The organism is Cytobacillus oceanisediminis, assembly GCF_004366035.1.
In the GTDB taxonomy this organism is placed as follows: Bacteria; Bacillota; Bacilli; order Bacillales; family Cytobacillaceae; genus Cytobacillus; species Cytobacillus oceanisediminis_C.
The window spans coordinates 594,300-615,372 of sequence record NZ_SOEE01000001.1 but is presented as its reverse complement, the minus strand read 5'-3'; the positions used below and the strand labels follow the sequence as shown (position 1 = coordinate 615,372).

17 protein-coding genes, 1 other RNA gene and 1 other annotated feature are annotated in these 21,073 nt (G+C 41.8%); of the genes, 15 read left to right on the top strand and 3 right to left on the bottom strand.

Annotated elements, in window-relative coordinates; genetic code table 11:
• The first annotated feature begins 36 nt into the window (after positions 1 to 36).
• Complete coding sequence (tgt, locus tag DFO72_RS03215; protein WP_113882727.1) at positions 37 to 1,176, top strand: tRNA guanosine(34) transglycosylase Tgt; 1,140 nt, start codon at positions 37 to 39, stop codon at positions 1,174 to 1,176.
• A gap of 66 nt (positions 1,177 to 1,242) precedes the next feature.
• Positions 1,243 to 1,527 (top strand): preprotein translocase subunit YajC, encoded by a 285-nt coding sequence (yajC, locus tag DFO72_RS03210; RefSeq protein WP_113882728.1) that lies wholly within the window; start codon positions 1,243 to 1,245, stop codon positions 1,525 to 1,527.
• A gap of 194 nt (positions 1,528 to 1,721) precedes the next feature.
• Here yajC and DFO72_RS03205 read toward each other — a convergent pair whose 3' ends face one another.
• Positions 1,722 to 2,108: a TIGR04086 family membrane protein gene (locus DFO72_RS03205; protein WP_113882729.1), complete on the bottom strand. Its 387-nt coding sequence runs from the start codon at positions 2,106 to 2,108 to the stop codon at positions 1,722 to 1,724.
• Positions 2,109 to 2,306: 198 nt separating this feature from the next.
• Here DFO72_RS03205 and DFO72_RS03200 point away from each other — a divergent pair, with 198 nt between their 5' ends.
• Entirely contained in the window at positions 2,307 to 2,957 is a 651-nt protein-coding gene (locus DFO72_RS03200; protein ID WP_113882730.1) for a DUF421 domain-containing protein, read from the top strand.
• Positions 2,958 to 3,012: 55 nt separating this feature from the next.
• On the opposite strand, the gene spoVB is transcribed toward DFO72_RS03200, so the two are convergent.
• Entirely contained in the window at positions 3,013 to 4,578 is a 1,566-nt protein-coding gene (spoVB, locus tag DFO72_RS03195) for a stage V sporulation protein B (RefSeq protein WP_113882731.1), read from the bottom strand.
• Between the two features lie 122 nt (positions 4,579 to 4,700).
• On the opposite strand from spoVB, the gene DFO72_RS03190 reads away from it, so the two are divergent.
• The 8 genes from DFO72_RS03190 to dtd all read left to right on the top strand — a co-directional run bounded on the left by DFO72_RS03190 (position 4,701) and on the right by dtd (position 14,931).
• Entirely contained in the window at positions 4,701 to 4,997 is a 297-nt protein-coding gene (locus DFO72_RS03190) for a post-transcriptional regulator (protein ID WP_113882732.1), read from the top strand.
• A 311-nt stretch (positions 4,998 to 5,308) separates the two neighbouring features.
• On the top strand, positions 5,309 to 7,573 hold the full coding sequence (gene secDF, locus DFO72_RS03185) for a protein translocase subunit SecDF (RefSeq protein WP_113882733.1): 2,265 nt from the start codon (positions 5,309 to 5,311) through the stop codon (positions 7,571 to 7,573).
• A 141-nt stretch (positions 7,574 to 7,714) separates the two neighbouring features.
• The gene (locus DFO72_RS03180; protein WP_113882734.1) at positions 7,715 to 8,617 is read left to right on the top strand and encodes a cation diffusion facilitator family transporter; all 903 of its coding nucleotides are present in this window, start codon (positions 7,715 to 7,717) and stop codon (positions 8,615 to 8,617) included.
• 24 nt (positions 8,618 to 8,641) lie between these two features.
• Positions 8,642 to 8,959: a LapA family protein gene (locus tag DFO72_RS03175; RefSeq protein ID WP_113882735.1), complete on the top strand. Its 318-nt coding sequence runs from the start codon at positions 8,642 to 8,644 to the stop codon at positions 8,957 to 8,959.
• A 156-nt stretch (positions 8,960 to 9,115) separates the two neighbouring features.
• Positions 9,116 to 11,485 carry a single-stranded-DNA-specific exonuclease RecJ gene (gene recJ, locus DFO72_RS03170; RefSeq protein WP_142724929.1) on the top strand — a complete coding sequence of 790 codons (2,370 nt, stop codon included), beginning with the start codon at positions 9,116 to 9,118 and terminating at the stop codon, positions 11,483 to 11,485.
• Positions 11,476 to 11,988, top strand: a complete 513-nt coding sequence (locus DFO72_RS03165) for an adenine phosphoribosyltransferase (protein ID WP_113882737.1) — start codon at positions 11,476 to 11,478, stop codon at positions 11,986 to 11,988. The genes recJ and DFO72_RS03165 overlap by 10 nt, the downstream gene beginning before the upstream one ends.
• 291 nt (positions 11,989 to 12,279) lie before the next feature.
• Positions 12,280 to 14,475: a RelA/SpoT family protein gene (locus DFO72_RS03160; protein WP_113882738.1), complete on the top strand. Its 2,196-nt coding sequence runs from the start codon at positions 12,280 to 12,282 to the stop codon at positions 14,473 to 14,475.
• 15 nt (positions 14,476 to 14,490) lie between these two features.
• Complete coding sequence (gene dtd, locus DFO72_RS03155) at positions 14,491 to 14,931, top strand: D-aminoacyl-tRNA deacylase (RefSeq protein WP_113882739.1); 441 nt, start codon at positions 14,491 to 14,493, stop codon at positions 14,929 to 14,931.
• A gap of 52 nt (positions 14,932 to 14,983) precedes the next feature.
• On the opposite strand, the gene DFO72_RS03150 is transcribed toward dtd, so the two are convergent.
• Positions 14,984 to 16,729 carry an SH3 domain-containing protein gene (locus DFO72_RS03150; protein ID WP_113882857.1) on the bottom strand — a complete coding sequence of 582 codons (1,746 nt, stop codon included), beginning with the start codon at positions 16,727 to 16,729 and terminating at the stop codon, positions 14,984 to 14,986.
• A gap of 230 nt (positions 16,730 to 16,959) precedes the next feature.
• On the opposite strand from DFO72_RS03150, the gene DFO72_RS29270 reads away from it, so the two are divergent.
• The 4 genes from DFO72_RS29270 to ssrS all read left to right on the top strand — a co-directional run bounded on the left by DFO72_RS29270 (position 16,960) and on the right by ssrS (position 21,071).
• Complete coding sequence (locus DFO72_RS29270) at positions 16,960 to 17,136, top strand: hypothetical protein (RefSeq protein WP_026041802.1); 177 nt, start codon at positions 16,960 to 16,962, stop codon at positions 17,134 to 17,136.
• Positions 17,137 to 17,250: 114 nt separating this feature from the next.
• Positions 17,251 to 17,489: a binding site (T-box leader), on the top strand.
• Between the two features lie 128 nt (positions 17,490 to 17,617).
• Complete coding sequence (hisS, locus tag DFO72_RS03145; RefSeq protein ID WP_113882740.1) at positions 17,618 to 18,892, top strand: histidine--tRNA ligase; 1,275 nt, start codon at positions 17,618 to 17,620, stop codon at positions 18,890 to 18,892.
• A gap of 28 nt (positions 18,893 to 18,920) precedes the next feature.
• On the top strand, positions 18,921 to 20,696 hold the full coding sequence (gene aspS / locus DFO72_RS03140; RefSeq protein ID WP_113882741.1) for an aspartate--tRNA ligase: 1,776 nt from the start codon (positions 18,921 to 18,923) through the stop codon (positions 20,694 to 20,696).
• Between the two features lie 187 nt (positions 20,697 to 20,883).
• A non-coding RNA gene (ssrS, locus tag DFO72_RS03135) (6S RNA) lies at positions 20,884 to 21,071 on the top strand.
• Positions 21,072 to 21,073: the final 2 nt, after the last annotated feature.

Below are 21,073 nucleotides of genomic sequence, written 5' to 3'. Positions count from 1 at the left end.
GCTCCTGAGCTTTTAAAATGGAAGGAGAACTGCAACTTGACTGCAATTCGTTATGAATTAATTAAAACATGTAAGCAAACCGGTGCCCGTCTGGGACGGGTCCATACGCCGCATGGATCTTTTGAAACTCCTGTGTTCATGCCCGTGGGAACACTAGCTACAGTAAAAACCATGTCCCCTGAAGAATTAGTGGAAATGGGAGCGGGCATTATTCTGAGCAATACTTACCACCTGTGGCTTCGACCGGGTCAGGAAATTGTAGAAGAAGCAGGCGGCCTGCATAAGTTTATGAATTGGGACCGGGCCATTCTGACAGATTCCGGCGGGTTTCAGGTGTTCAGTCTTAGTGAATTCCGTAAGATTGAAGAAGAAGGCGTTCATTTCAGGAACCACCTGAATGGCGACAAGCTGTTTTTATCACCTGAAAAAGCAATGGATATTCAAAATTCCCTTGGTTCAGATATTATGATGGCATTTGATGAATGCCCTCCTTATCCAGCCTCCTTCGAATATATGAAAAAGTCAGTAGAGCGGACTTCACGCTGGGCTGAGCGCTGCTTACAAGCACATAAACGACCGAATGATCAGGGACTCTTCGGAATTATACAGGGTGGAGAATATGAGGAGCTGCGTAAACAAAGCGCGAGAGACTTAACCTCTCTTGATTTCCCGGGGTATGCTGTGGGCGGTTTATCTGTGGGCGAGCCTAAAGATGTAATGAACCGTGTGCTAGAGTTCACAACACCGCTTTTGCCGTCTGATAAACCAAGGTACCTTATGGGAGTAGGATCTCCCGATTCCCTGATTGATGGTTCAATCAGAGGGATTGATATGTTTGACTGCGTTCTTCCTACAAGGATTGCCAGAAACGGAACATTGATGACAAGTAATGGCCGACTGGTTGTTAAAAATGCAAAATTTGCAAGAGATTTTGGCCCAATTGATGAGAATTGCGATTGCTATACTTGCCGCAATTACAGCCGTGCTTACATCAGGCATTTGATCCGCTGTGATGAAACCTTTGGAATCAGGCTTACAACTTACCATAATCTCTATTTTCTGCTAAAATTAATGGAGCAGGTAAGACAGGCGATTAGAGATGATCGTTTGGGTGACTTTAGAGAAGAGTTTTTCGAAAGGTATGGATTCAATAAGCCTAACGCGAAGAACTTTTAATATTAAAAGAGAGTTCATTTAAGGAGCAGCCTTAAAGCGGGACAATCTTTGAAAGGGGGGAAAACTATGGAGCTTTTAGGAACATTAGGACCATTATTGCTGATGTTTGTTTTATTCTATTTCCTGTTAATTCGTCCGCAGCAGAAACGCCAAAAGGCAGTTCAGCAAATGCAGGGTGATTTGAAAAAGGGAGATAAGGTTGTTACAATCGGCGGCCTTCATGGATTCGTTGATGCCATCGACGAAGACAAAGTGGTTATTAAATGTGGTGACGGAAGCCGTCTTACATACGATCGTGCAGCGATTCGCGAAGTAACGCAGGCAACTGGAGATGTATTAGCAAAATCTTAATATCAAAAAAAGAAGGTCCTGAATTTCCGGACCTTCTTTTTTTATAGTAGGACATACTTTGAACCTCGATAATTGTCTAGCTCCACACGGAACGCTTCGACAGCATATTCATCGGACGACTAAAAGTGTTAGCTTTTAGGAGGAACTTACCCCCTCGAGGTGTCGGGGGTGCGCAAGGCGCCTCCGCTTTTCTTTTAAGCTGTTCTTTTGGTGTTGAGATTTACTCCCAATATACCGCCCATCATTGCAGTCAGCGTGAAACATGTGTGGTATATCATTTGCTCCATATCAAATAGACTGTCATGTCCTAAATATTGAAATAGAAAAATAACGATTGAGTAAATAAGGCCTGTCAAGCCTCCAATCAGCCAGCCTTTTTGCTTCCCTTTACCTCCGGAAATGAACCCGCCCGCAAAAAGAGAAACAAACGAAAAAGCAGTAATAATATACTGCAGGGAAGACTCCTGCAGCGAGGTAAACCGCAGAAGCAGTGAAAAAATGAGACTGCTCGCTACAGCAATGGCAAAAATGGCGATAATTCCATAAAGTACGGCGCTTCCGAAGTTCTTTGACTCTTCTATATTGACCCTCTCCCTTCTGAATCAGTAAATAGGAACAGCTTTTACCCCAGAGGCTATTCAGCTTAATCCTTAGTACAAGCATATTCACACAATGAAAAAATAGAATCTAAAATGTTCAAAGAAAAAGCCTGATAAAATCATAAAAGTTTCAATATGCGGAAGGATATAAAGGATTGCATCAAAAGGAGTGCTGTAGAAGTGGAAGAATATCTAATCATTGTAGGAAGAACATTATTTCTCTATGCAGTCATTCTTCTCATTTTTAGACTAATGGGCAAAAGAGAAATTGGTGAATTAAGCATCCTGGATTTAGTCGTCTATATCATGATTGCTGAACTTGCAGTAGTAGCGATTGAAACCCCGGATTCAGAAATCTTGAAAAACGTGCTGCCAATGCTCCTTTTGATGGTTGTGCAGATTGTGCTGGCCATATTTTCCCTGAAGAGCAAAACGTTCAGGGATGTCGTTGATGGGAAACCGACCATTATTATTAATAAAGGAAAAATTGATGAAAATGCCATGAGGAAACAGCGGTATAACTTTGATGACCTGCTTCTGCAGTTAAGAGAAAAAGATATTGCCAAAATCTCAAATGTGGAATTTGCCATCCTTGAATCTTCCGGTACTTTGTCAGTGTTTGAAAAAAAGGACAGCAAAGAGGGGGGGATTACGATCCCTTTAATCATAGATGGGACAATTCAGAAAACCAATCTGGAAACGATAAATAAAAGTGACTTTTGGCTGCGTCAGGAGCTTAGAAAAGAAGGGTATAAAGAGTTATCCAGTATATCATTCTGCAGCTATGAAAATGGCCAATTTTATGTAGATCTGATCGACAAAAGGAAATAAATTGAGGGCCAGCTCAAGATATGAAAGATTGAGCTGGCCCTTCTGATATCGGAAATTATCTAAATGCAAACCTTGATAACAGTCTGCCAACCCATGGAATCCGAATCAGATCCCCCTTTTTAATCAGCTTGAATAATAATAAGAAAATGATGTATGCAGAAGCGATGGCAGAAGAAATCACAATTACCCTCACTGCTGTATTCAAGTCAGGAGAAAGTAAATCTTTGAGCATCCAGAAGCCAATGCCTCCTGACAAAAACATGGCAATAAACGTCTTTAAATAGTCCCTAATGAAAAAAGTAAACGAAATAGCTTTCAGTACGGTTGCAAAGTGAAGCATGGTCACCAGGACTGTGCCGGTCAGAATTCCCATCGCCACACCATTGATGCCAAATGCAGGCTGGCTGGCAAGAAGAAAGATGACTGCCGTTTTAACGGCAGCGCCAATCAGACTGTTGATCATTGCGGCACGGGCCAGATTTAATGCCTGTAAAGTTGCCTGAAGCGGTCCCTGATAATAATAAAACAGAAAAAATGGTGCCATCAATTTAATAAAATGAGAACCGCTTGGGGAGCCGTACATTACTTCCATCAATTGATCGGAAAGGACATAAAGAACCACCACTGCCAGGCCGCCAGTAATAAATGCAAACCGAAGTGCCTGCTGAAGCCGGTATTCGATCAGGCGCATATTGTTTTGGGAATTTGCTTCGCTGATAGCCGGGACAAGAGATGTTGACAAAGAATAAGTTATAAACGATGGAAGCATCAGAAGAGGCATGGCAAAGCCGGTAAGAGCACCATATTGCTTCGTAGCCGCAGCGGCCGCCACCCCTGCAAGTGCCAGACTCTGTGCTACCACAATCGGTTCAAAAAACCAGGCAACTGAACCGATCATTCTGCTGCCTGTTGTTGGAAGGGCAACGGTCATCAATTCGTTAAATGTACTTTTTCCGGAAGACACAAATTTAAAAAATTGTTTCCTGACTCTGAATTTCTTTTTAAGCTTAAATGTAGTCAATAAATAAAGCAATGATGCAAGCTCCCCTATGACAGCTGCAAGCATGGCTCCTGCTGCCGCATACTCAATTCCGTATGGCAGAAATGCCTTAGTCATCAAAGCGATCAGGCTGATTCGGACTACCTGTTCAATCATCTGGGAATAGGCTGCAGGCTTCATGTTCTGTCTGCCCTGGAAATAACCCCGAATGACAGAAGAAACTGCAATAATTGGCACGATAGGGGCGATTGCCATCAAGGGCAGCTGTGTGCGGTTATCGGTAAAGAGTGTATCTGATAATAATGGAGCAAGCAAAATTAAAGCAGGAGTGAAAACAATTGAAAGTGAGATAGTCGTCGCTAAGGAAACAACTAATATTTTCTTGATTTTTGCTGTATCTCCCTTTGCCTCCGCCTCGGCCACATTCTTAGATATAGCAACCGGCAGCCCAAGCTGTGTGATGGTGACGACAAGAATCATGGTGGGAAAAGCCATCATATAAAGGCCAACGCCTTCTTCTCCTATAAATCGGGCGATGACAATTCTGTTTATAAAGCCCAGGACCCTGGTCACCAGGCCTGCAGCTAGCAGGATCATGGTACCTTTCAGAAATTTGGACATTCAACTCCCTGCCTTCTCAAAATGGGTATTATCATATACAATTATCTATATGCAAGATAGAGGACAAAGCATGACAAGCTATCATAATTTCCATGTGAATAATGGCGGGGAGGCGGCTGAAAGTGAAAATCGGCCATGAATATGATTATTTTCGCACTACGGTAAAGCCTGCATTGGAAAGCAAACTGGATGAATTTCGGCTGCTGGGATATAGAAAAGTGACTGAACAGGAGCTATGGGGATTCCTCACAAAGAAAAAGTGGAAAAAGATAAAAGAAAATGTCAGGCTATTTGAAATTGTGGAAGAAATAATGGAGGTAAAAGTGAGCGAATACATTCACTATGCTACCATTGAGGCTTTTAAAGAGGCTGACTTTGCTTTTGATAATGAAGAAGAAAGAAGGGAATTGTTAAAGTAGTTTATTTTCCAATTTTCACAAAAAAATACCATGGTATATGACAAATTGACAGGTTTTACAATCTGTCTCATAATGAAAAGCGGAGTAAACGGTCTTTTTCTTGTCATTGTTCATACATAGAATGAAGTTTATAAGAATGAATGGTAAAAGCGGGCTAGGGTTTAAACGAAAAGTCTTATTACGGGAGGCTGTATTGTACAAATATGCAGCTTCCCGACGCAAGCCTGTATGGTTAATTATGCTTCGCAGATGCTGAAGTGGTGTTTGTTATTTCAATAAGCGGGCGATAAGCTAAGGAGGATTTATTCATAATGGTAAAGCGCAGCCGTATCGTTGCCTTTTTCCTGATTGTTGTATTATTGGGAAGCCTGGCAGGGGCAACGACAAACAACATCTTAAAAAATATTAAGCTTGGACTTGATTTGCAGGGAGGATTCGAGGTCCTCTATGAGGTAACGCCAAAAGATGGGCAGAAGGTTGATAAAGCAGTCCTTGCAAGTACTGCCGAAGCACTGGACAGGCGGATCAATGTTCTTGGAGTCAGTGAGCCGAATATCCAGATTGAGGGAGATAAGAGGATCCGTGTTCAGCTTGCTGGAGTAACAGATCAGAATAAGGCAAGGGAAATTTTGTCCACAGAAGCTAATCTATCATTTAGAGATGTGAATGATCAATTGATGATGGATGGTTCAGACCTTGCTGAAAATGGGGCAAAGCAGACATTCGATGAAAACGGAAAGCCAAGTGTTTCATTGAAGCTGAAGAGTGCCAGCAAATTTAAAGATGTAACTCAAAAAATTGTCAATATGGGAGCGCCAAATAACCTGCTTGTCATTTGGCTTGATTTTGAAGAAGGCCAGGATTCATTCCAGGCTGAGTCAGCAAAGGAAGAGCCAAAATACTTATCTGCTCCACAGGTAAGCCAGATCTTTAATCAGGATACCGTGTCCATTGTTGGGAACTTTACGATTGAAGAAGCACAGACACTGTCGGATTTATTAAATGCCGGCTCCCTGCCTGTACAGCTCGATGAAGTTTATTCCACTTCTGTAGGTGCGAAATTCGGTGAGCAGGCAATGGAAACAACTATTCTTGCCGGTATAATCGGTATTGCAATTATTTTTATCTTCATGATTGCTGTATATCGTTTCCCTGGATTTATTGCTACTCTCACATTATCTTTTTATATTTATCTGATTTTACTTGTATTTGACTGGATGAATGGCGTACTGACGCTGCCTGGTATCGCTGCTCTGATTCTGGGAGTTGGTATGGCAGTTGATGCGAATATCATTACCTATGAGAGAATCCGGGAAGAAATGAAAGTGGGCAGAACAATCAAATCAGCTTTTCAGGCTGGCGGGAAAAACTCTCTTTCGACAATATTTGATGCAAATATCACAACTATTTTAGCTGCTGCAGTATTATTCATGTATGGGACAAGTTCTGTAAAAGGATTTGCTACCATGCTTATTATAAGCATCCTGGCAAGCTTTATTACTGCTGTATACGGCACGAGGCTGCTTCTTGGGCTTTGGGTCCATAGTAAAGCACTGAATAAAAAGCCAGGCTGGTTCGGGGTTAAGAAAAGTGAGATCAAAAATATTGCAGAAAATTACGATACCCTGGATTTGCCTACCAAATTCGATAAATTTGATTTTGTAGGGAACCGCAAGAAATTTTTCATCTTATCTGCTGTTTTAATTGCAGTAGGAATCATTGTTGTTTCTATATTCCGCTTAAATCTAGGAATCGATTTTGTCAGCGGTACTCGCATCGAGCAGCAGGCTAGTGAGACTTTAACAAAAGAAAAATTTCAAGCTGAATTATCAGCTCTTGGAATTGAGACCGATGATATTGTCATTTCAGGTGATGCGAAAGATATTGGTGTTGCTAGGTTTAAAGATGTTTTGACAAAAGATGAAATAGCAGAAGTTAAAACTCATTTTCATGAAAAATTCGGTCAAGATCCGAATGTCAGCACAGTTTCACCGACTGTAGGAAAAGAGCTTGCCAAAAATGCACTAAAAGCTCTTGCGATAGCCTCTGTGGGTATTATCATCTATGTAACCATTCGCTTTGAGATCAAGATGGCCATTCCAGCAGTTCTCGCGCTGCTTCATGATGCTTTCTTTATCATTGCTGTATTTAGCTTCACCCGTCTGGAAGTGGACATTACCTTCATTGCGGCAGTTCTGACAGTAGTCGGTTATTCGATCAATGATACCATCGTAACGTTCGACCGGATTCGTGAGAATATGCAGAAAAAGAAAAAACTCAAGTCATTTGAAGATATTGCTGATATTGTAAACAAGAGTCTTCGCCAAACGCTTGGCCGTTCTGTGAATACTGTTTTAACAGTTATATTCACTGTCGTCGCGCTATTGGTGTTTGGAAGTGAGTCAATCAGAAACTTTTCGTTTGCACTTCTGATCGGTTTAATCGCTGGTACCTATTCATCGATCTTCCTTGCTGCGCAGCTTTGGGCAGTATGGAAAGGCAAAGAACTGAAGGAAAAAGGTGTTATTCATACCGTTAAAGAAAAACGCAAAATCAGTGACGAACCTCAAGTTTAATAAGTTCAAAAAACTCAGGCGAACGCCTGAGTTTTTTTATTAATCTGGAAAACCGGATGCCGTCTATTTGACAAAAAAGGTTAATGATTCCGGGAAATAGGATAAACTAAAAACAAGTACAGGGAGGAAGGAAGTATCGCTTTGGAAAATAACGATCGTTTTAAGAAGGCTGAATTTGCAGCTATGATTGGCATCGTGGGCAATATTATTCTTGCTGCCATCAAATGGGGAATAGGAGTTTATTCAGGGAGTAAAGCGCTGGTGGCGGATGCAGTTCATTCAGCTTCAGATGTAGCCGGATCCTTTGCTGTATATTTGGGGCTGAGAGCTGCGAAACAGCCGCCGGATGAGGACCACCCATATGGTCATGGAAAAGCTGAATTGATTGCAGCCATAATTGTTGCGGTCTTGCTGTTCCTTGTGGGAATTGAAATTGGCAAATCATCATTTGAATCATTTTTTTCGCCAATTGAACCTCCAAAAGCAATTGCGATAGCAGCCGTGCTGGTTTCTATCATTGTGAAAGAAGCAATGTTTCGTTATAAGTATAATTTGGGAAAGAGACTTAACAGTGATGCTTTAATTGTAAATGCCTATGAACACCGTTCAGATGTTTATTCTTCAATTGCAGCCTTGATTGGAATAGGGTGTGCGGTCATTGGAGGTATAATGGGGATTGAATGGCTTGAGTATGCAGACCCTGTAGCAGGCCTCATTGTTTCCCTTATGGTTATTAGAATGGCATGGCAGCTTGGAAAAGAATCGATTCATAGCACCCTTGATCATGTTCTTCATGAGGAAGATACCCTTGAGATGCGCAAAACTGCTGAATCCGTAGATCAGGTTAAAAGGATTGATGAACTGCACGCCAGGGAACACGGGCATTATGTTATTGTTGATATTAAAGTTTCAGTGGATCCGAATATGACTGTTGAGGATGGTCACCGGGTCGGCAAAGAGGTGAAACGCAAACTGCTTGAATTGGAAAATGTGCAAAATGTATTTGTGCACATTAATCCTTATAGTGAAGAACGTATAAATTAGAGAGTATAGTAGGGAGAGGATTGTATGAAGTTTCAATGGGCTTTATTATTTGGTTTTTTATTTGCACTAATAGTGGCTGTTTTTGCAGTGATCAATGTTGATGATGTAACGGTAAACTACTTGTTTGGGGAAAGCCAGTGGCCGCTGATTCTTGTGATTTTAGGATCAGTCCTTATGGGAGGACTAATTGTGGGTTCCGTGGGCCTTGTTCGAATCTACTCACTTCAAAGGAAAGTGAGAATACTAAAAAGGGAAAATGAAAAGCTGAAAGCAGGAAATGAGGTAAAGGATCATGCCGATAAAGAAGAACTTGAAAAAGAACTGGATAGGGATATACATTAAATTAAAAGAGGCTTGGGCTTTTGCTCAAGTTTTTTTCTTTTGCACTCAAAAGGCAATTAATATTTTTCTTTCCAGATCTGTATGGAATATCCCGATTTTAACTTATTGAAACCCATGTCCCCCTCTTGTATAATTAATAAGCTGAGGGGTGAACGTATGTTACATTCAAGAACGCGATGGATTGTTCGGCAAACACAGGAGGATAAGGTGCAGCAGCTTTCAAAGGAATTGAATATTGCTCCTCTGGCCGCATCGCTGTTAATTAATCGCGGGATGGATACCGTTGATTCAGCACGGTATTTTTTAATGGATAAAGACCAGGAATTTCATGATCCTTTTTTAATGACAGATATGGCATTAGCTGTATCCAGAATAAAAGCAGCAATTGAAAAACAGGAACCTATCTTAATTTTTGGTGATTATGATGCGGATGGAGTGACAAGCACTTCTGTCATGATGATGGCACTTAGAGATCTCGGTGCTGACGTCCAATTCTACATACCGAATCGATTTACTGAAGGCTATGGCCCTAATATTCCTGCTTTTGAACATGCGGCTGAAACCGGCATCCGTTTAATTATTACTGTGGATACAGGGATTTCGGCTGTAAACGAGGCAAAGGCTGCAAAAGAGCTTGGACTGGATTTGATTATTACAGATCACCATGAGCCTGGCCCAGAGCTTCCTGAAGCATTGGCAATTGTGCATCCAAAGCATCCGGACAGCACATATCCATTTCGGGAACTGGCCGGCGTTGGTGTAGCCTTTAAGCTTGCACATGCGCTAAATGGTGAAATGCCTGATCACCTTTTGGAAATAGCTGCGATTGGCACAATTGCCGATCTTGTTTCTTTAACGGGAGAGAACAGGCTAATTGCCAAGCGCGGGATTCAAAAGCTGAAATCAACTAAGAATACAGGTTTGAATGCCTTGTTTAAAGCGGCTGGAATAGAACTTCCATCCATTAGTGAAGAAACCATCGGCTTTACAATCGGACCTCGCCTCAATGCAGCCGGCAGGCTTGAAAGTGCGGATCCTGCAGTGGATTTGCTCCTGACAAATGATCCTTATGAAGCACAAGCCATTGCCGAAGAAATTGAAATGTTAAACAAAGAGAGGCAAGCTATTGTCAATGATATTGCAGCTCAAGCAATTAAAGAGGTCGAAACAAATTTTCCAATCAGTGAGAATTCAGTTATTGTTGTAGGCAAAGAAGGCTGGAATGCCGGTGTAATCGGAATAGTAGCTTCAAAGCTTGTTGAAAAGTTTTACCGCCCGGCCATTGTTCTTAGTTATGATAGTGAAAAAGGACTGGCAAAGGGATCCGCAAGAAGTATAGAAGGTTTTGATCTGTTCAAAAATCTATCTGAATGCCGGGATATCCTTCCTCACTTTGGAGGGCACCCAATGGCAGCAGGAATGACCTTGTCAATTGAATCGGTCGCTGACCTCAGAGGAAGACTGAATACTCTTGCAAATGAACAGCTGTCCGAGGAAGATTTTATTCCAGTAACCAGTATTGATGGAGTTTTCCATTTAAAAGATATAAATCTTTCTTCTATAGAAGAGATGCAGCTGCTCGCTCCATTTGGGATGGGAAATCCAAAACCGAAAGTTATGATAAAAGAGTCCAATATTGCCGCGATGAGAAAAATCGGATCTGATCAAACTCATATAAAGCTCACAATCGAGAATGATGGATCTTCCCTTGATGGAATCGGTTTCGGCCTCGGACATTTGCACGAACAAATATCACCATATTCCAAGCTGTCCGTTATTGGTGAATTATCGATTAATGAGTGGAATAATATTAAAAAACCGCAAATCTTCCTGCAGGATATGGCAGTGAACTCCTGGCAGCTATTCGATATCCGGAGTTTAAAGCGGCTCGAAAGGCTTCAAAGCGTCATTCCTGAGGTAAACACAACTTGGATATTTTTTAATGAGGAACATATATCCAAGTTCAGGACATATGCAGGGGAAAATATGGTGAAAATAACATCTGAAGAGGATGCAGAAGGTTTAAACCTAGAAGGTTCAAACATCGTGATTGCTGATTTGCCGCCTTCAAAGGCAATACTTGCTCATGTATTCTCTGGAAAAAAACCTGCCAGAATTTATGCTCATTTTTATAAAGAGGACAGTGACTATTTCAGCACTATACCAACAAGAGATCATTTTAAGTGGTATTTTGCCCTGCTTGCTAAAAAAGGCTCGATCGATATCAGCCGTCATGGGAATGATATAGCGAAGCTTAAGGGATGGAGCAGGGAAACGGTAGATTTTATGTCTCAAGTGTTTTTTGAATTGGATTTTGTTAAAATAAATAATGGTGTCATTTCGTTAAACAACACATCAATTAAACGTGATTTAGCTGATTCGCGAACCTATCAGCTTAAACAGGCACAATACACTCTTGAGAGCGATTTGCTCTATTCATCCTTTCAGCAGCTCAAAGACTGGTTTGATGAAGTTATGCAAGGGGCTGTAAAACTTGAGGAGGCAAAGGAAGAAAAATGGACTTAAAACAGTATATAACAATTGTTGAAGATTGGCCGAAGCCAGGCATAAAATTTAAAGATATTACAACACTTATGGACAACGGTGAAGCGTATAAATATGCGACTGACCAAATTGTTGAATACGCTCGTGAAAAGAAAATTGATCTGGTTGTTGGCCCGGAAGCCCGTGGATTCATCATCGGCTGCCCTGTTGCTTATTCATTAGGTGTAGGTTTTGCCCCTGTCCGCAAAGAAGGAAAACTTCCCCGTGAAACAGTCAAGGTTAATTATGGCCTAGAATATGGCAAAGATATTTTAACCATTCATAAAGATGCCATCAAACCTGGGCAAAGAGTTCTGATCACAGACGATCTCCTTGCGACGGGCGGAACAATCGATGCTACCATCAAGCTGGTTGAAGAACTTGGCGGAGTAGTGGCAGGCATTGCATTCCTTATCGAATTAACATACCTTGACGGCCGTAAAAAGCTTGACGATTACGATATTCTGACATTGATGCAGTATTAATTTTTCATACTAAGAGAGCGCCATACGAAATGGTGCTCTTTTTAATTATCTGTGAAAATAGACATATAAAGTGCTTCCAAAACCAATTATGGAAAAACAATAAAGAAATTCGGACAAAAATCGACATTTTTTTTGTTATTCCCATAAAAATAACAGTCTATCCCTTTACATCTTCACTTTTTTTTTCGATAATAGTAGCAATATTAATTTTTTTATAACTTGTTATAAATCCAATTTTAAAATTATTACATTATGCAAATGCATAAAATTCAGGGAGATAAAGGTGATTCCATGGCGAACGATCAAGTTCTGACCGCCGAGCAAGTCATCAACAGAGCAAAAGAATATTTAAACGATGAGCATGCAGAGCTTGTAAAAAAAGCGTACGAGTTTGCCAAGCATGCCCACCGTGAACAATATAGGAAGTCCGGTGAACCATACATTATCCATCCAATTCAAGTGGCAGGCATCCTTGCTGACCTGGAGATGGATCCATCAACGGTTGCTGCCGGATTTCTTCACGATGTGGTTGAAGACACCGAAGTCTCATTGGAGAATATCGAAGAAGCCTTCAATTCAGAAGTGGCAATGCTTGTCGATGGTGTAACAAAACTGGGGAAAATTAAATATAAATCACAGGAAGAACAGCAGGCTGAAAATCATCGGAAAATGTTTGTGGCAATGGCCCAGGACATCCGTGTAATCTTAATTAAGCTTGCTGACCGTCTTCATAATATGCGGACACTTAAGCATCTGCCAGCTGAAAAGCAGCGCCGCATTTCGAACGAAACACTTGAAATTTTTGCCCCTCTTGCCCATAGGCTTGGAATTTCAAAGATTAAGTGGGAGCTTGAAGATACGGCTCTAAGGTACCTAAATCCGCAGCAATATTATCGGATTGTAAACCTGATGAAGAAAAAAAGAGCGGAACGGGAAGAGTATCTAGATGATGTTATTAATGTCATGAGGGGCAGAATGTCAGAGGTTTCAATTAAAGCAGAGATATCCGGCCGCCCTAAGCATATATACAGCATCTATCGAAAAATGGCGCTTCAAAACAAGCAATTCAATGAGATATATGATCTTCTTGCTGTTCGAATTGTTGTAAGCAGCATTAAAGATTGCTATGCGGTTCTCGGGATTATTCATACATGCTGGAAGCCGATGCCCGGCCGTTTTAAAGATTATATTGCCATGCCTAAACAGAATATGTATCAATCTCTTCATACCACGGTTATTGGGCCAAAAGGTGACCCGCTGGAAGTCCAGATCCGTACCATGGATATGCACAGAATTGCAGAGTTTGGTATTGCTGCCCATTGGGCTTATAAAGAAGGAAAAAGAGTGAATGAGGGCTCTTCATTTGAGGAGAAGCTGACCTGGTTCCGCGAAATCCTGGAGTTTCAGGATGATGCTGCAAATGCTGAAGAGTTCATGGAATCACTGAAGATCGATTTATTTTCCGATATGGTGTTTGTCTTTACTCCTAAAGGGGATGTCATCGAACTTCCTTCCGGCTCCGTTCCCATTGACTTTGCTTATCGAATTCACTCGGAAATTGGAAACAAAACGATCGGTGCCAAAGTCAATGGAAAAATGGTCACGCTTGATTACAAACTGAAGACCGGCGATATCATCGAAATTCTGACATCAAAGCATTCCTATGGACCTAGCAAAGATTGGCTGAAGCTTGCTCAGACTTCACAGGCTAAAAATAGAATCCGAACCTTTTTCAAAAAGCAGAGAAAAGAAGAAAATGTGGAAAAAGGGAAAGAGCTTGTTGAGCGGGAGATTCGAAATATGGATTTCGACCTGAAGGAAATTTTGACATCTGATAATGTTAAAAGGGTCGCAGAAAAGTTCAACTTTGCCACAGAGGAAGATATGTATGCTGCCGTTGGCTATAACGGAGTAACTGCACTTCAGGTTGCCAACAGGCTGACAGAAAAATGGCGCAAGAAACGCGATCTCGAACAAACCTCCGATATTACAAATGCTGTTTCGGAATTGAAGACTTTTCCATCTGCCAAAAAACGCGAATCCGGTGTCCGGGTTTCAGGCATTGATAACCTGCTGATACGCCTTTCCCGCTGCTGTAATCCTGTCCCTGGGGATGAAATTGTTGGGTTTATTACAAAGGGCAGAGGAGTTTCTGTACACCGTGATGATTGTCCCAATATAGAAACGGATGATGCAAAACAAAGGCTCATCCCGGTTGAGTGGGAAACAGCCTTAAATGACCGGAAAGAATACAATGTTGAAATTGAAATTACCGGTTATGACCGCAGGGGATTATTAAATGAGGTCCTTCAGGCTGTTAATGAAACGAAAACCAACATTTCAGCCGTATCAGGACGATCAGACCGCAATAAATCAGCAACGATTAATATGTCCATTGCCATACACAATGTCAGCCACCTGCAAAAGGTTGTAGAACGGATTAAACAAATCCCTGATATTTATGCAGTAAGAAGGATTATGAACTAAAGGGGTGCAGATAGAATGCGTGTTGTAGTGCAGCGGAGCAAAGAAGCCAGCGTAACGGTGGACGGAAAAACCGTCGGAAGCATCAAAAAGGGGTTTGTTTTGCTCGTTGGAGTCACCCATGAAGATAAGGAAGAGGACGCTGCATTTCTGGCTGATAAAATTGCCAATCTTCGCGTCTTCGAAGATGAAAATGGTAAAATGAATTTTTCACTGCTGGATCAGGAAGCTGAAATTCTTTCGGTCTCCCAGTTTACTTTATATGGAGATTGCCGGAAGGGCAGACGGCCCAATTTCATGGAAGCGGCTAACCCAGCGCATGCCGTAAAAATCTATGATGCTTTTAACCGGTTTTTAGAAGCTAAAGGCCTGAAAGTAGAAACAGGTGAATTTGGGGCCATGATGGATGTTAAATTAACCAACGATGGACCTGTTACTTTAATTTTAGAAAGCAAGTAAGATTTTTTTTATTTAGCAAAAAGCCCCGGCATCCATTTGCCGGGGCTTTTTGCTAATTTTTGAAGTAACGGGCAAGTCCCTGATAAATCCCTGCTGTTGCTGATTGCTGATACTGTGCAGAAGCAATCAGGGCCTCTTCAGCCGGATTGCTCAGATATCCAAGCTCGATGAGAACTGCATTGCGTTTATTCTCTCTTATCACATGATAATCTCCAGCTCTATAGCCCCGATCTCTCAGATTTGTCATGGCTATTACATTGGAGTGGATATTGGCTGCAAGTTCCTGTTGAAAAGGATGATAATAATAAGTAGTCGCTCCTCTTGCAGTGCGATCTGGCGTGCTGTCATAATGAATGCTGATGAAAGCATCTGCATTATGATAATGTGAAATGCCTACTCTGGAAGGAAGAGGCAAATAGGTATCTCCGCTTCTGGTAAGAATAACATTTGCACCTGCAGATCTTAATTTGTCTGCCAGTAATTGAGCGGTCCTGATTGTAATATCTTTTTCACGAGTCCCTCGTGCCCCTGTGGTCCCGTTATCTCGGCCTCCATGGCCGGGATCAAGGACGATTGTTTTATTTCGCAGGTGCTGTTCTGCTCCCGGTTTTGTTACTGCAGGTGCAGACCCTTCAACCTTGACGATCCATCCTGCTACAAAACCCGTCCCGCCGTTTGGAAGGCGAACTTCATACCAATCATCATTCAGGCTTATAATTTCAAAGCTGTCCCCTTTATTTGCCCTGTGAATGACAGATGACTGGGTGCTCGCTTTTTTTCTGATATTTGATCCGTTATGTAATATAATTGCAGAACTTCCGTTTACACTTTGCTGGGAAGAGCCGGAATTTTTCTCGGCTGTCATGTCTATGAACCAGCTTGCTACCCATCCATAAGAACCAGTCCGATATTCAATCTTTGCCCAATTATCAGTTTGCTCAAGAATAGGAAAAGTTTGTCCTTTTGTAACAGAACCTATTGGTTTCCCATTTAATGATCCTTTATTTCTCACGGTTAAAGAAGTTGCCGTAACAGTGCCGGATTTCCCGGACGCCGACTGTTTTGGCTTGCTTTTTGATTGTGAGGATTGAACAGCAATATATTGGCTGCTGATCCATCCGGCCTTGCCTGAGAAAGAGATTTCTGTCCAGCTGTCATTTTGAGAAATAACAGCTACTGTCTCCCCCGAATTTAGTTTGCCGATGATGTCACTAGTAAGCGATGGCTTGTTTCTTACATTTAAGGAGTTTGCCGTAATTTCCCCGGTTTGGCTGCTGCTTGATGAATTTTGCTCTTGGCTGCCGCTGTATTGGACGAATTCATTTGCGACCCATCCATCTCCATAAGGTGTTTGGATCTTAACCCAGCTTCCTTCAGTGCTCTTGACCTTATAGGCTGTTCCTTTCTGTATAGTCCCCAGAACACCGTAACTTGTACCAGGTCCCTTTCTCACCCTCAGGCCATCTGTTGTGATGATTGCCTGGGAATTTGTACTGGCTGCTTTTTCTCCTGTCTGACTGGTCGTCATATCAGAAATAAGCCAGCTGGCCACATAGCCGCTTTGACCCTGGAAATTAATTTTAATCCAATCTCCTTCACGGGAAAGGGCGTTAAATTGATCTCCTTTCTGGGCTTGTCCCAGAATGGGGTAGCTTAAGCCTGGGCCTTGACGGACGTTAAGATTATTTGTGGTGATTGTTACAGTACTGTTTTCAGCTTTAACCTGTGTACCCTCCTGTGTTATGCCAGCCAAAAGGATAAGACATATCACGAGAATAAGTGGTTTTCTTTTCTTCAACAGGCCGCCTCCTTTCATAATTAAAATCCTTATTAAAAGAAAAACAAACCAGGTGCCGGCAGTCAAGATAACTTTGGTCCTAGAATACTTCTGCATCTTGTGCAATTTCCCTTCTAATATCGGTTTATCAGCAATCATTTTTAGCCGGGAATTAAATTTGTCCTATTATGAAACATTTCATCTGAAAATGGAAAGAATAGAACAGACTACATAAAAAAAGGGTGAGTACTATGAGATTTGGAGAAAAAGGGATGTCTGCACAATCTGGTGAAAATCAGCTGTTCGGGGTAGATTTTCATGATTTTATACAAAGAGAACAAAACTCAAACATGATTGAACTCGCATCAGAGTTTGGACTATCTCTCAAGGATGTCAGGAAACTGAAAAAAAAGCTGGAACGATCTTAACATGTTTTTAGTCTTGACATTGATGAAAATGCTCCGTATTATAATATAAATAAAATGACAAATAAACAATTAGATGTCTAGCAGCAGCGCCTGACCAAGGCGTTTCTGCTTTTCGATAAACCATTGATGGAGAAGAGTAGTTAAACCCCACATGAAAAGAGAGAGAGTGCCTCCCGGCTGAAAGCATTCTCACATGATGATTTAACGAAAGAACACTTCGTAGGTTTCTCTCTGAAAAGGCGTGATCTTTAGTAGGAGCTGAACGTTAACAGGCGTTAACTGTAAAAGAGGAAGTCTATTTATTGGCTTCAACTAGGGTGGCACCACGGGAAAACCAAACTCTCGTCCCTTGTATTTAATATACAAGGAGGCGGGAGTTTTTTTATTTTGGCGATGCTTGCGATCATGGCTGCTATTAGCTAAAGCGTTAAGGATCGATAAATTATACATAGTTATCATTTTGCATTAGGAGGTAATTTTCATGTCTATCCGAATACCGAGGGGAACGCAGGACATTTTGCCGGGGGAAGTTGAAAAATGGCAATTGATAGAAGAAAAGGCCAGGGAACTTTGTGAGAAATTTCAATATCGTGAAATCAGAACACCTATTTTTGAACATACAGAATTATTTCTGCGCAGTGTTGGAGACACGACGGATATTGTTCAAAAAGAAATGTACACGTTTGAAGACCGCGGCGGACGAAGCCTGACACTTCGCCCTGAAGGAACGGCTTCTGCTGTAAGGTCATTCGTTGAACATAAAATGTACGGTGATGCGAGCCAGCCTGTAAAGCTTTATTATATGGGACCCATGTTCCGTTATGAACGCCCCCAGGCAGGACGTTTCCGCCAGTTTGTCCAATTCGGCGTCGAAGCGATCGGCAGCGCGGATCCGGCAATTGACGCGGAAGTTATCGCACTGGCAATGTCACTTTATAGAAGCATGGGCCTGCAAAAGCTTAAATTGATTGTGAACAGCCTGGGAGATAAAGAAAGCCGATCTGCACACAGAGAGGCTCTGGTCAATCACTTCAAGCCGCGGATCGGGGAGTTTTGCCAGGATTGTCAGAATCGCCTTGAAAAAAATCCAATGCGCATCCTGGACTGTAAACAGGACCGTGAACATGAACTTATGAAATCTGCTCCATCCATCATTGATTATTTGAATGATGATTCAAAAGCCTACTTTGAAAAGGTTCAAAGGTATTTAAAGAACCTGGATATTGACTTTACCGTCGATCCAAATCTTGTTCGCGGCCTCGATTATTACAATCATACGGCCTTTGAAATTATGAGTGATTCTGAAGGTTTCGGAGCTATTACTACTCTTTGCGGCGGCGGACGATACAATGGACTCACTGAGGAAATTGGCGGTCCTGAAGCACCGGGAATAGGTTTTGCTTTAAGTATCGAGCGTTTTATTGCTGCTCTTGAAGCAGAGAAGGTGGATATGCCTCTTAATAAGGGTATTGACTGCTACCTTGTATCCCTTGGAGAGGAAGCAAAGGATTACACAGTCGGCCTTCTTCAAAAACTTCGAATGGCAGGATATTCTGCTGAAAGAGATTATCTTGACAGAAAAATTAAAGCCCAGTTTAAAGCGGCAGACCGGTCGAATGCGAAGTTTGTTGCTGTCTTGGGTGAAGATGAACTTAAAGCGAACAAAATTAATGTAAAATCTATGGAATCGGGAGAACAGACAGAACTTGGTCTTGATTCTTTTATTGAAAAATTTACGGAGCTTTATCAATCATAAATCAGTTTTATATTTGGGAGGAATTAGAATGTTTGGGCGAACGTATTTTTGCGGGGAAGTAACGGAAAAAGCTATAGGAGAAAAAGTAAGCTTAAAAGGCTGGGTACAAAAACGACGGGATTTGGGCGGTCTGATATTTGTGGATCTTCGTGACCGCACTGGCATTGTTCAGGTTGTATTTAATCCGGAAGTTTCCCCTGAAGCTCTTGCAGCAGCTGAAAAGATCCGCAATGAATTTGTTCTTGATATAGAGGGAGAAGTAATTGCGCGTGAAGAAGGCACCATCAATGAGAACCTGAAAACAGGGCGCATTGAGATTAAGGCAGAGAAAGTGACTATCATCAATGAAGCAAAAACACCTCCTTTTGTCATTGATGATAAAACGGATGTTTCTGAAGATGTCCGCCTAAAATATCGCTATCTGGATTTGAGACGTCCAGTCATGTTTGATACCTTTAAGATGCGTCATCAAGTAACAAAAGCAATGAGGGATTTCTTGAATGGCGAGGGATTTCTTGATGTAGAAACACCGATCTTAACGAAGAGCACCCCGGAAGGAGCCCGTGACTATTTAGTTCCAAGCCGTGTGCATCCGGGTGAATTCTATGCTCTTCCACAATCACCTCAAATCTTTAAGCAGTTATTAATGGTAGGCGGATTTGAACGCTATTACCAAATTGCACGATGCTTCCGTGATGAAGACCTGCGTGCAGATCGCCAGCCTGAATTTACTCAGGTCGACATCGAAATGAGTTTTATGAGCCAGGAAGAAATCATCGGCCTGATGGAAAACATGATGAAAAAGGTCATGAAAGAAGTGAAAGGCCTGGATGTCCAGCTTCCATTCCCGCGCATGACCTATCAGGAAGCGATGGACCGCTTTGGATCTGACAAGCCGGATACACGATTTGGGATGGAATTGACGGATTTATCGGAAATAGTAAAAGAGTCAAGCTTCAAAGTATTTGCCGGGGCAGTAGCTTCCGGGGGACAGGTTAAGGCCGTTAATGTAAAAAATGGGGCAGGAAAGTATTCACGAAAAGATATTGATGCCCTAACAGAATTTGCTGCTGTTTATGGTGCAAAAGGGCTTGCGTGGTTAAAAGCGGAAGAAGACGGTTTAAAAGGTCCGATTGCCAAGTTTGTGACTGAGGATGAGCAAAAAGCATTCTATGCAGCTCTGTCAGTAGAGCCAGGAGACTTGCTCCTCTTTGTGGCTGATAGGAAAAATGTTGTGGCAGATGCACTTGGCGCTCTGCGATTAAAGCTTGGAAAAGAGCTTGATCTGATTGATCAAAGCAAGTTTAATTTCCTTTGGGTTACAGACTGGCCTCTTTTGGAATACGATGAGGAAGAAGGCCGCTATTATGCAGCCCATCATCCTTTTACAATGCCTGCCAGAGAAGATTTAGATCTTCTTGATAAAGATCCTGCTCAAGTCCGTGCACAAGCATATGACCTTGTATTAAACGGTTACGAGCTTGGCGGCGGATCATTGCGTATTTTCGAAAGAGACGTTCAAGAGAAAATGTTCAGTGTGCTTGGCTTCTCAAAAGAAGAAGCTGTTGAACAGTTTGGATTCCTGCTTGAAGCATTTGAATATGGCACTCCTCCGCATGGCGGAATTGCCCTCGGATTAGACAGACTTGTCATGCTATTGGCAGGCAGAACAAATCTGAGGGATACGATTGCCTTCCCTAAAACAGCCAGTGCGAGCTGTGTGCTTACAGAAGCTCCTGGTGAAGTTAGCCAGTCCCAGCTTAATGATTTGCATTTAGCTCTTAATTTGAAAAAAAGTGAGTAATTTCCTATATAATGATTGTATGGTGGAGAAAACTCATTATTCAGAAAAATAAACTGGGAAGTAACTCCTGATTTTGAAGCAGGATGTATAATTATAAGGAATAAAATGGATAAAATTGTTCAAATTAGCTCCATTTCATCAGCTTGAAAAAGAAGAAACCGTGTGATATGATCATATCAATAAATAAAGAGTCCTGATGTGTTCGTTGTAAAACCTGAAATTTTGACCAACATTATTCCTTCGGGAGTCCGGAGTTTTCCCGCAGCGTAAAAGCCTCATGGATGAGGACTTACAAACGCAGGAAACAGGACACCCACCTGCTGAGTGCGGGTTCAAAACGAGGGCATCAACAGCGACGGCACGATTGGGACTCTTTA

Excerpts from the sequence above, each read along its gene's own strand:
- yajC (WP_113882728.1), top strand. The coding sequence starts at position 1,243 with ATGGAGCTTTTAGGAACATTAGGACCATTATTGCTGATGTTTGTTTTA.
- spoVB (WP_113882731.1), bottom strand. The coding sequence starts at position 4,578 with ATGTCCAAATTTCTGAAAGGTACCATGATCCTGCTAGCTGCAGGCCTG.
- secDF (WP_113882733.1), top strand. The coding sequence starts at position 5,309 with ATGGTAAAGCGCAGCCGTATCGTTGCCTTTTTCCTGATTGTTGTATTA.
- DFO72_RS03175 (WP_113882735.1), top strand. The coding sequence starts at position 8,642 with ATGAAGTTTCAATGGGCTTTATTATTTGGTTTTTTATTTGCACTAATA.
- recJ (WP_142724929.1), top strand. The coding sequence starts at position 9,116 with ATGTTACATTCAAGAACGCGATGGATTGTTCGGCAAACACAGGAGGAT.
- DFO72_RS03165 (WP_113882737.1), top strand. The coding sequence starts at position 11,476 with ATGGACTTAAAACAGTATATAACAATTGTTGAAGATTGGCCGAAGCCA.
- DFO72_RS03160 (WP_113882738.1), top strand. The coding sequence starts at position 12,280 with ATGGCGAACGATCAAGTTCTGACCGCCGAGCAAGTCATCAACAGAGCA.
- dtd (WP_113882739.1), top strand. The coding sequence starts at position 14,491 with ATGCGTGTTGTAGTGCAGCGGAGCAAAGAAGCCAGCGTAACGGTGGAC.
- DFO72_RS29270 (WP_026041802.1), top strand. The coding sequence starts at position 16,960 with ATGAGATTTGGAGAAAAAGGGATGTCTGCACAATCTGGTGAAAATCAG.
- hisS (WP_113882740.1), top strand. The coding sequence starts at position 17,618 with ATGTCTATCCGAATACCGAGGGGAACGCAGGACATTTTGCCGGGGGAA.
- aspS (WP_113882741.1), top strand. The coding sequence starts at position 18,921 with ATGTTTGGGCGAACGTATTTTTGCGGGGAAGTAACGGAAAAAGCTATA.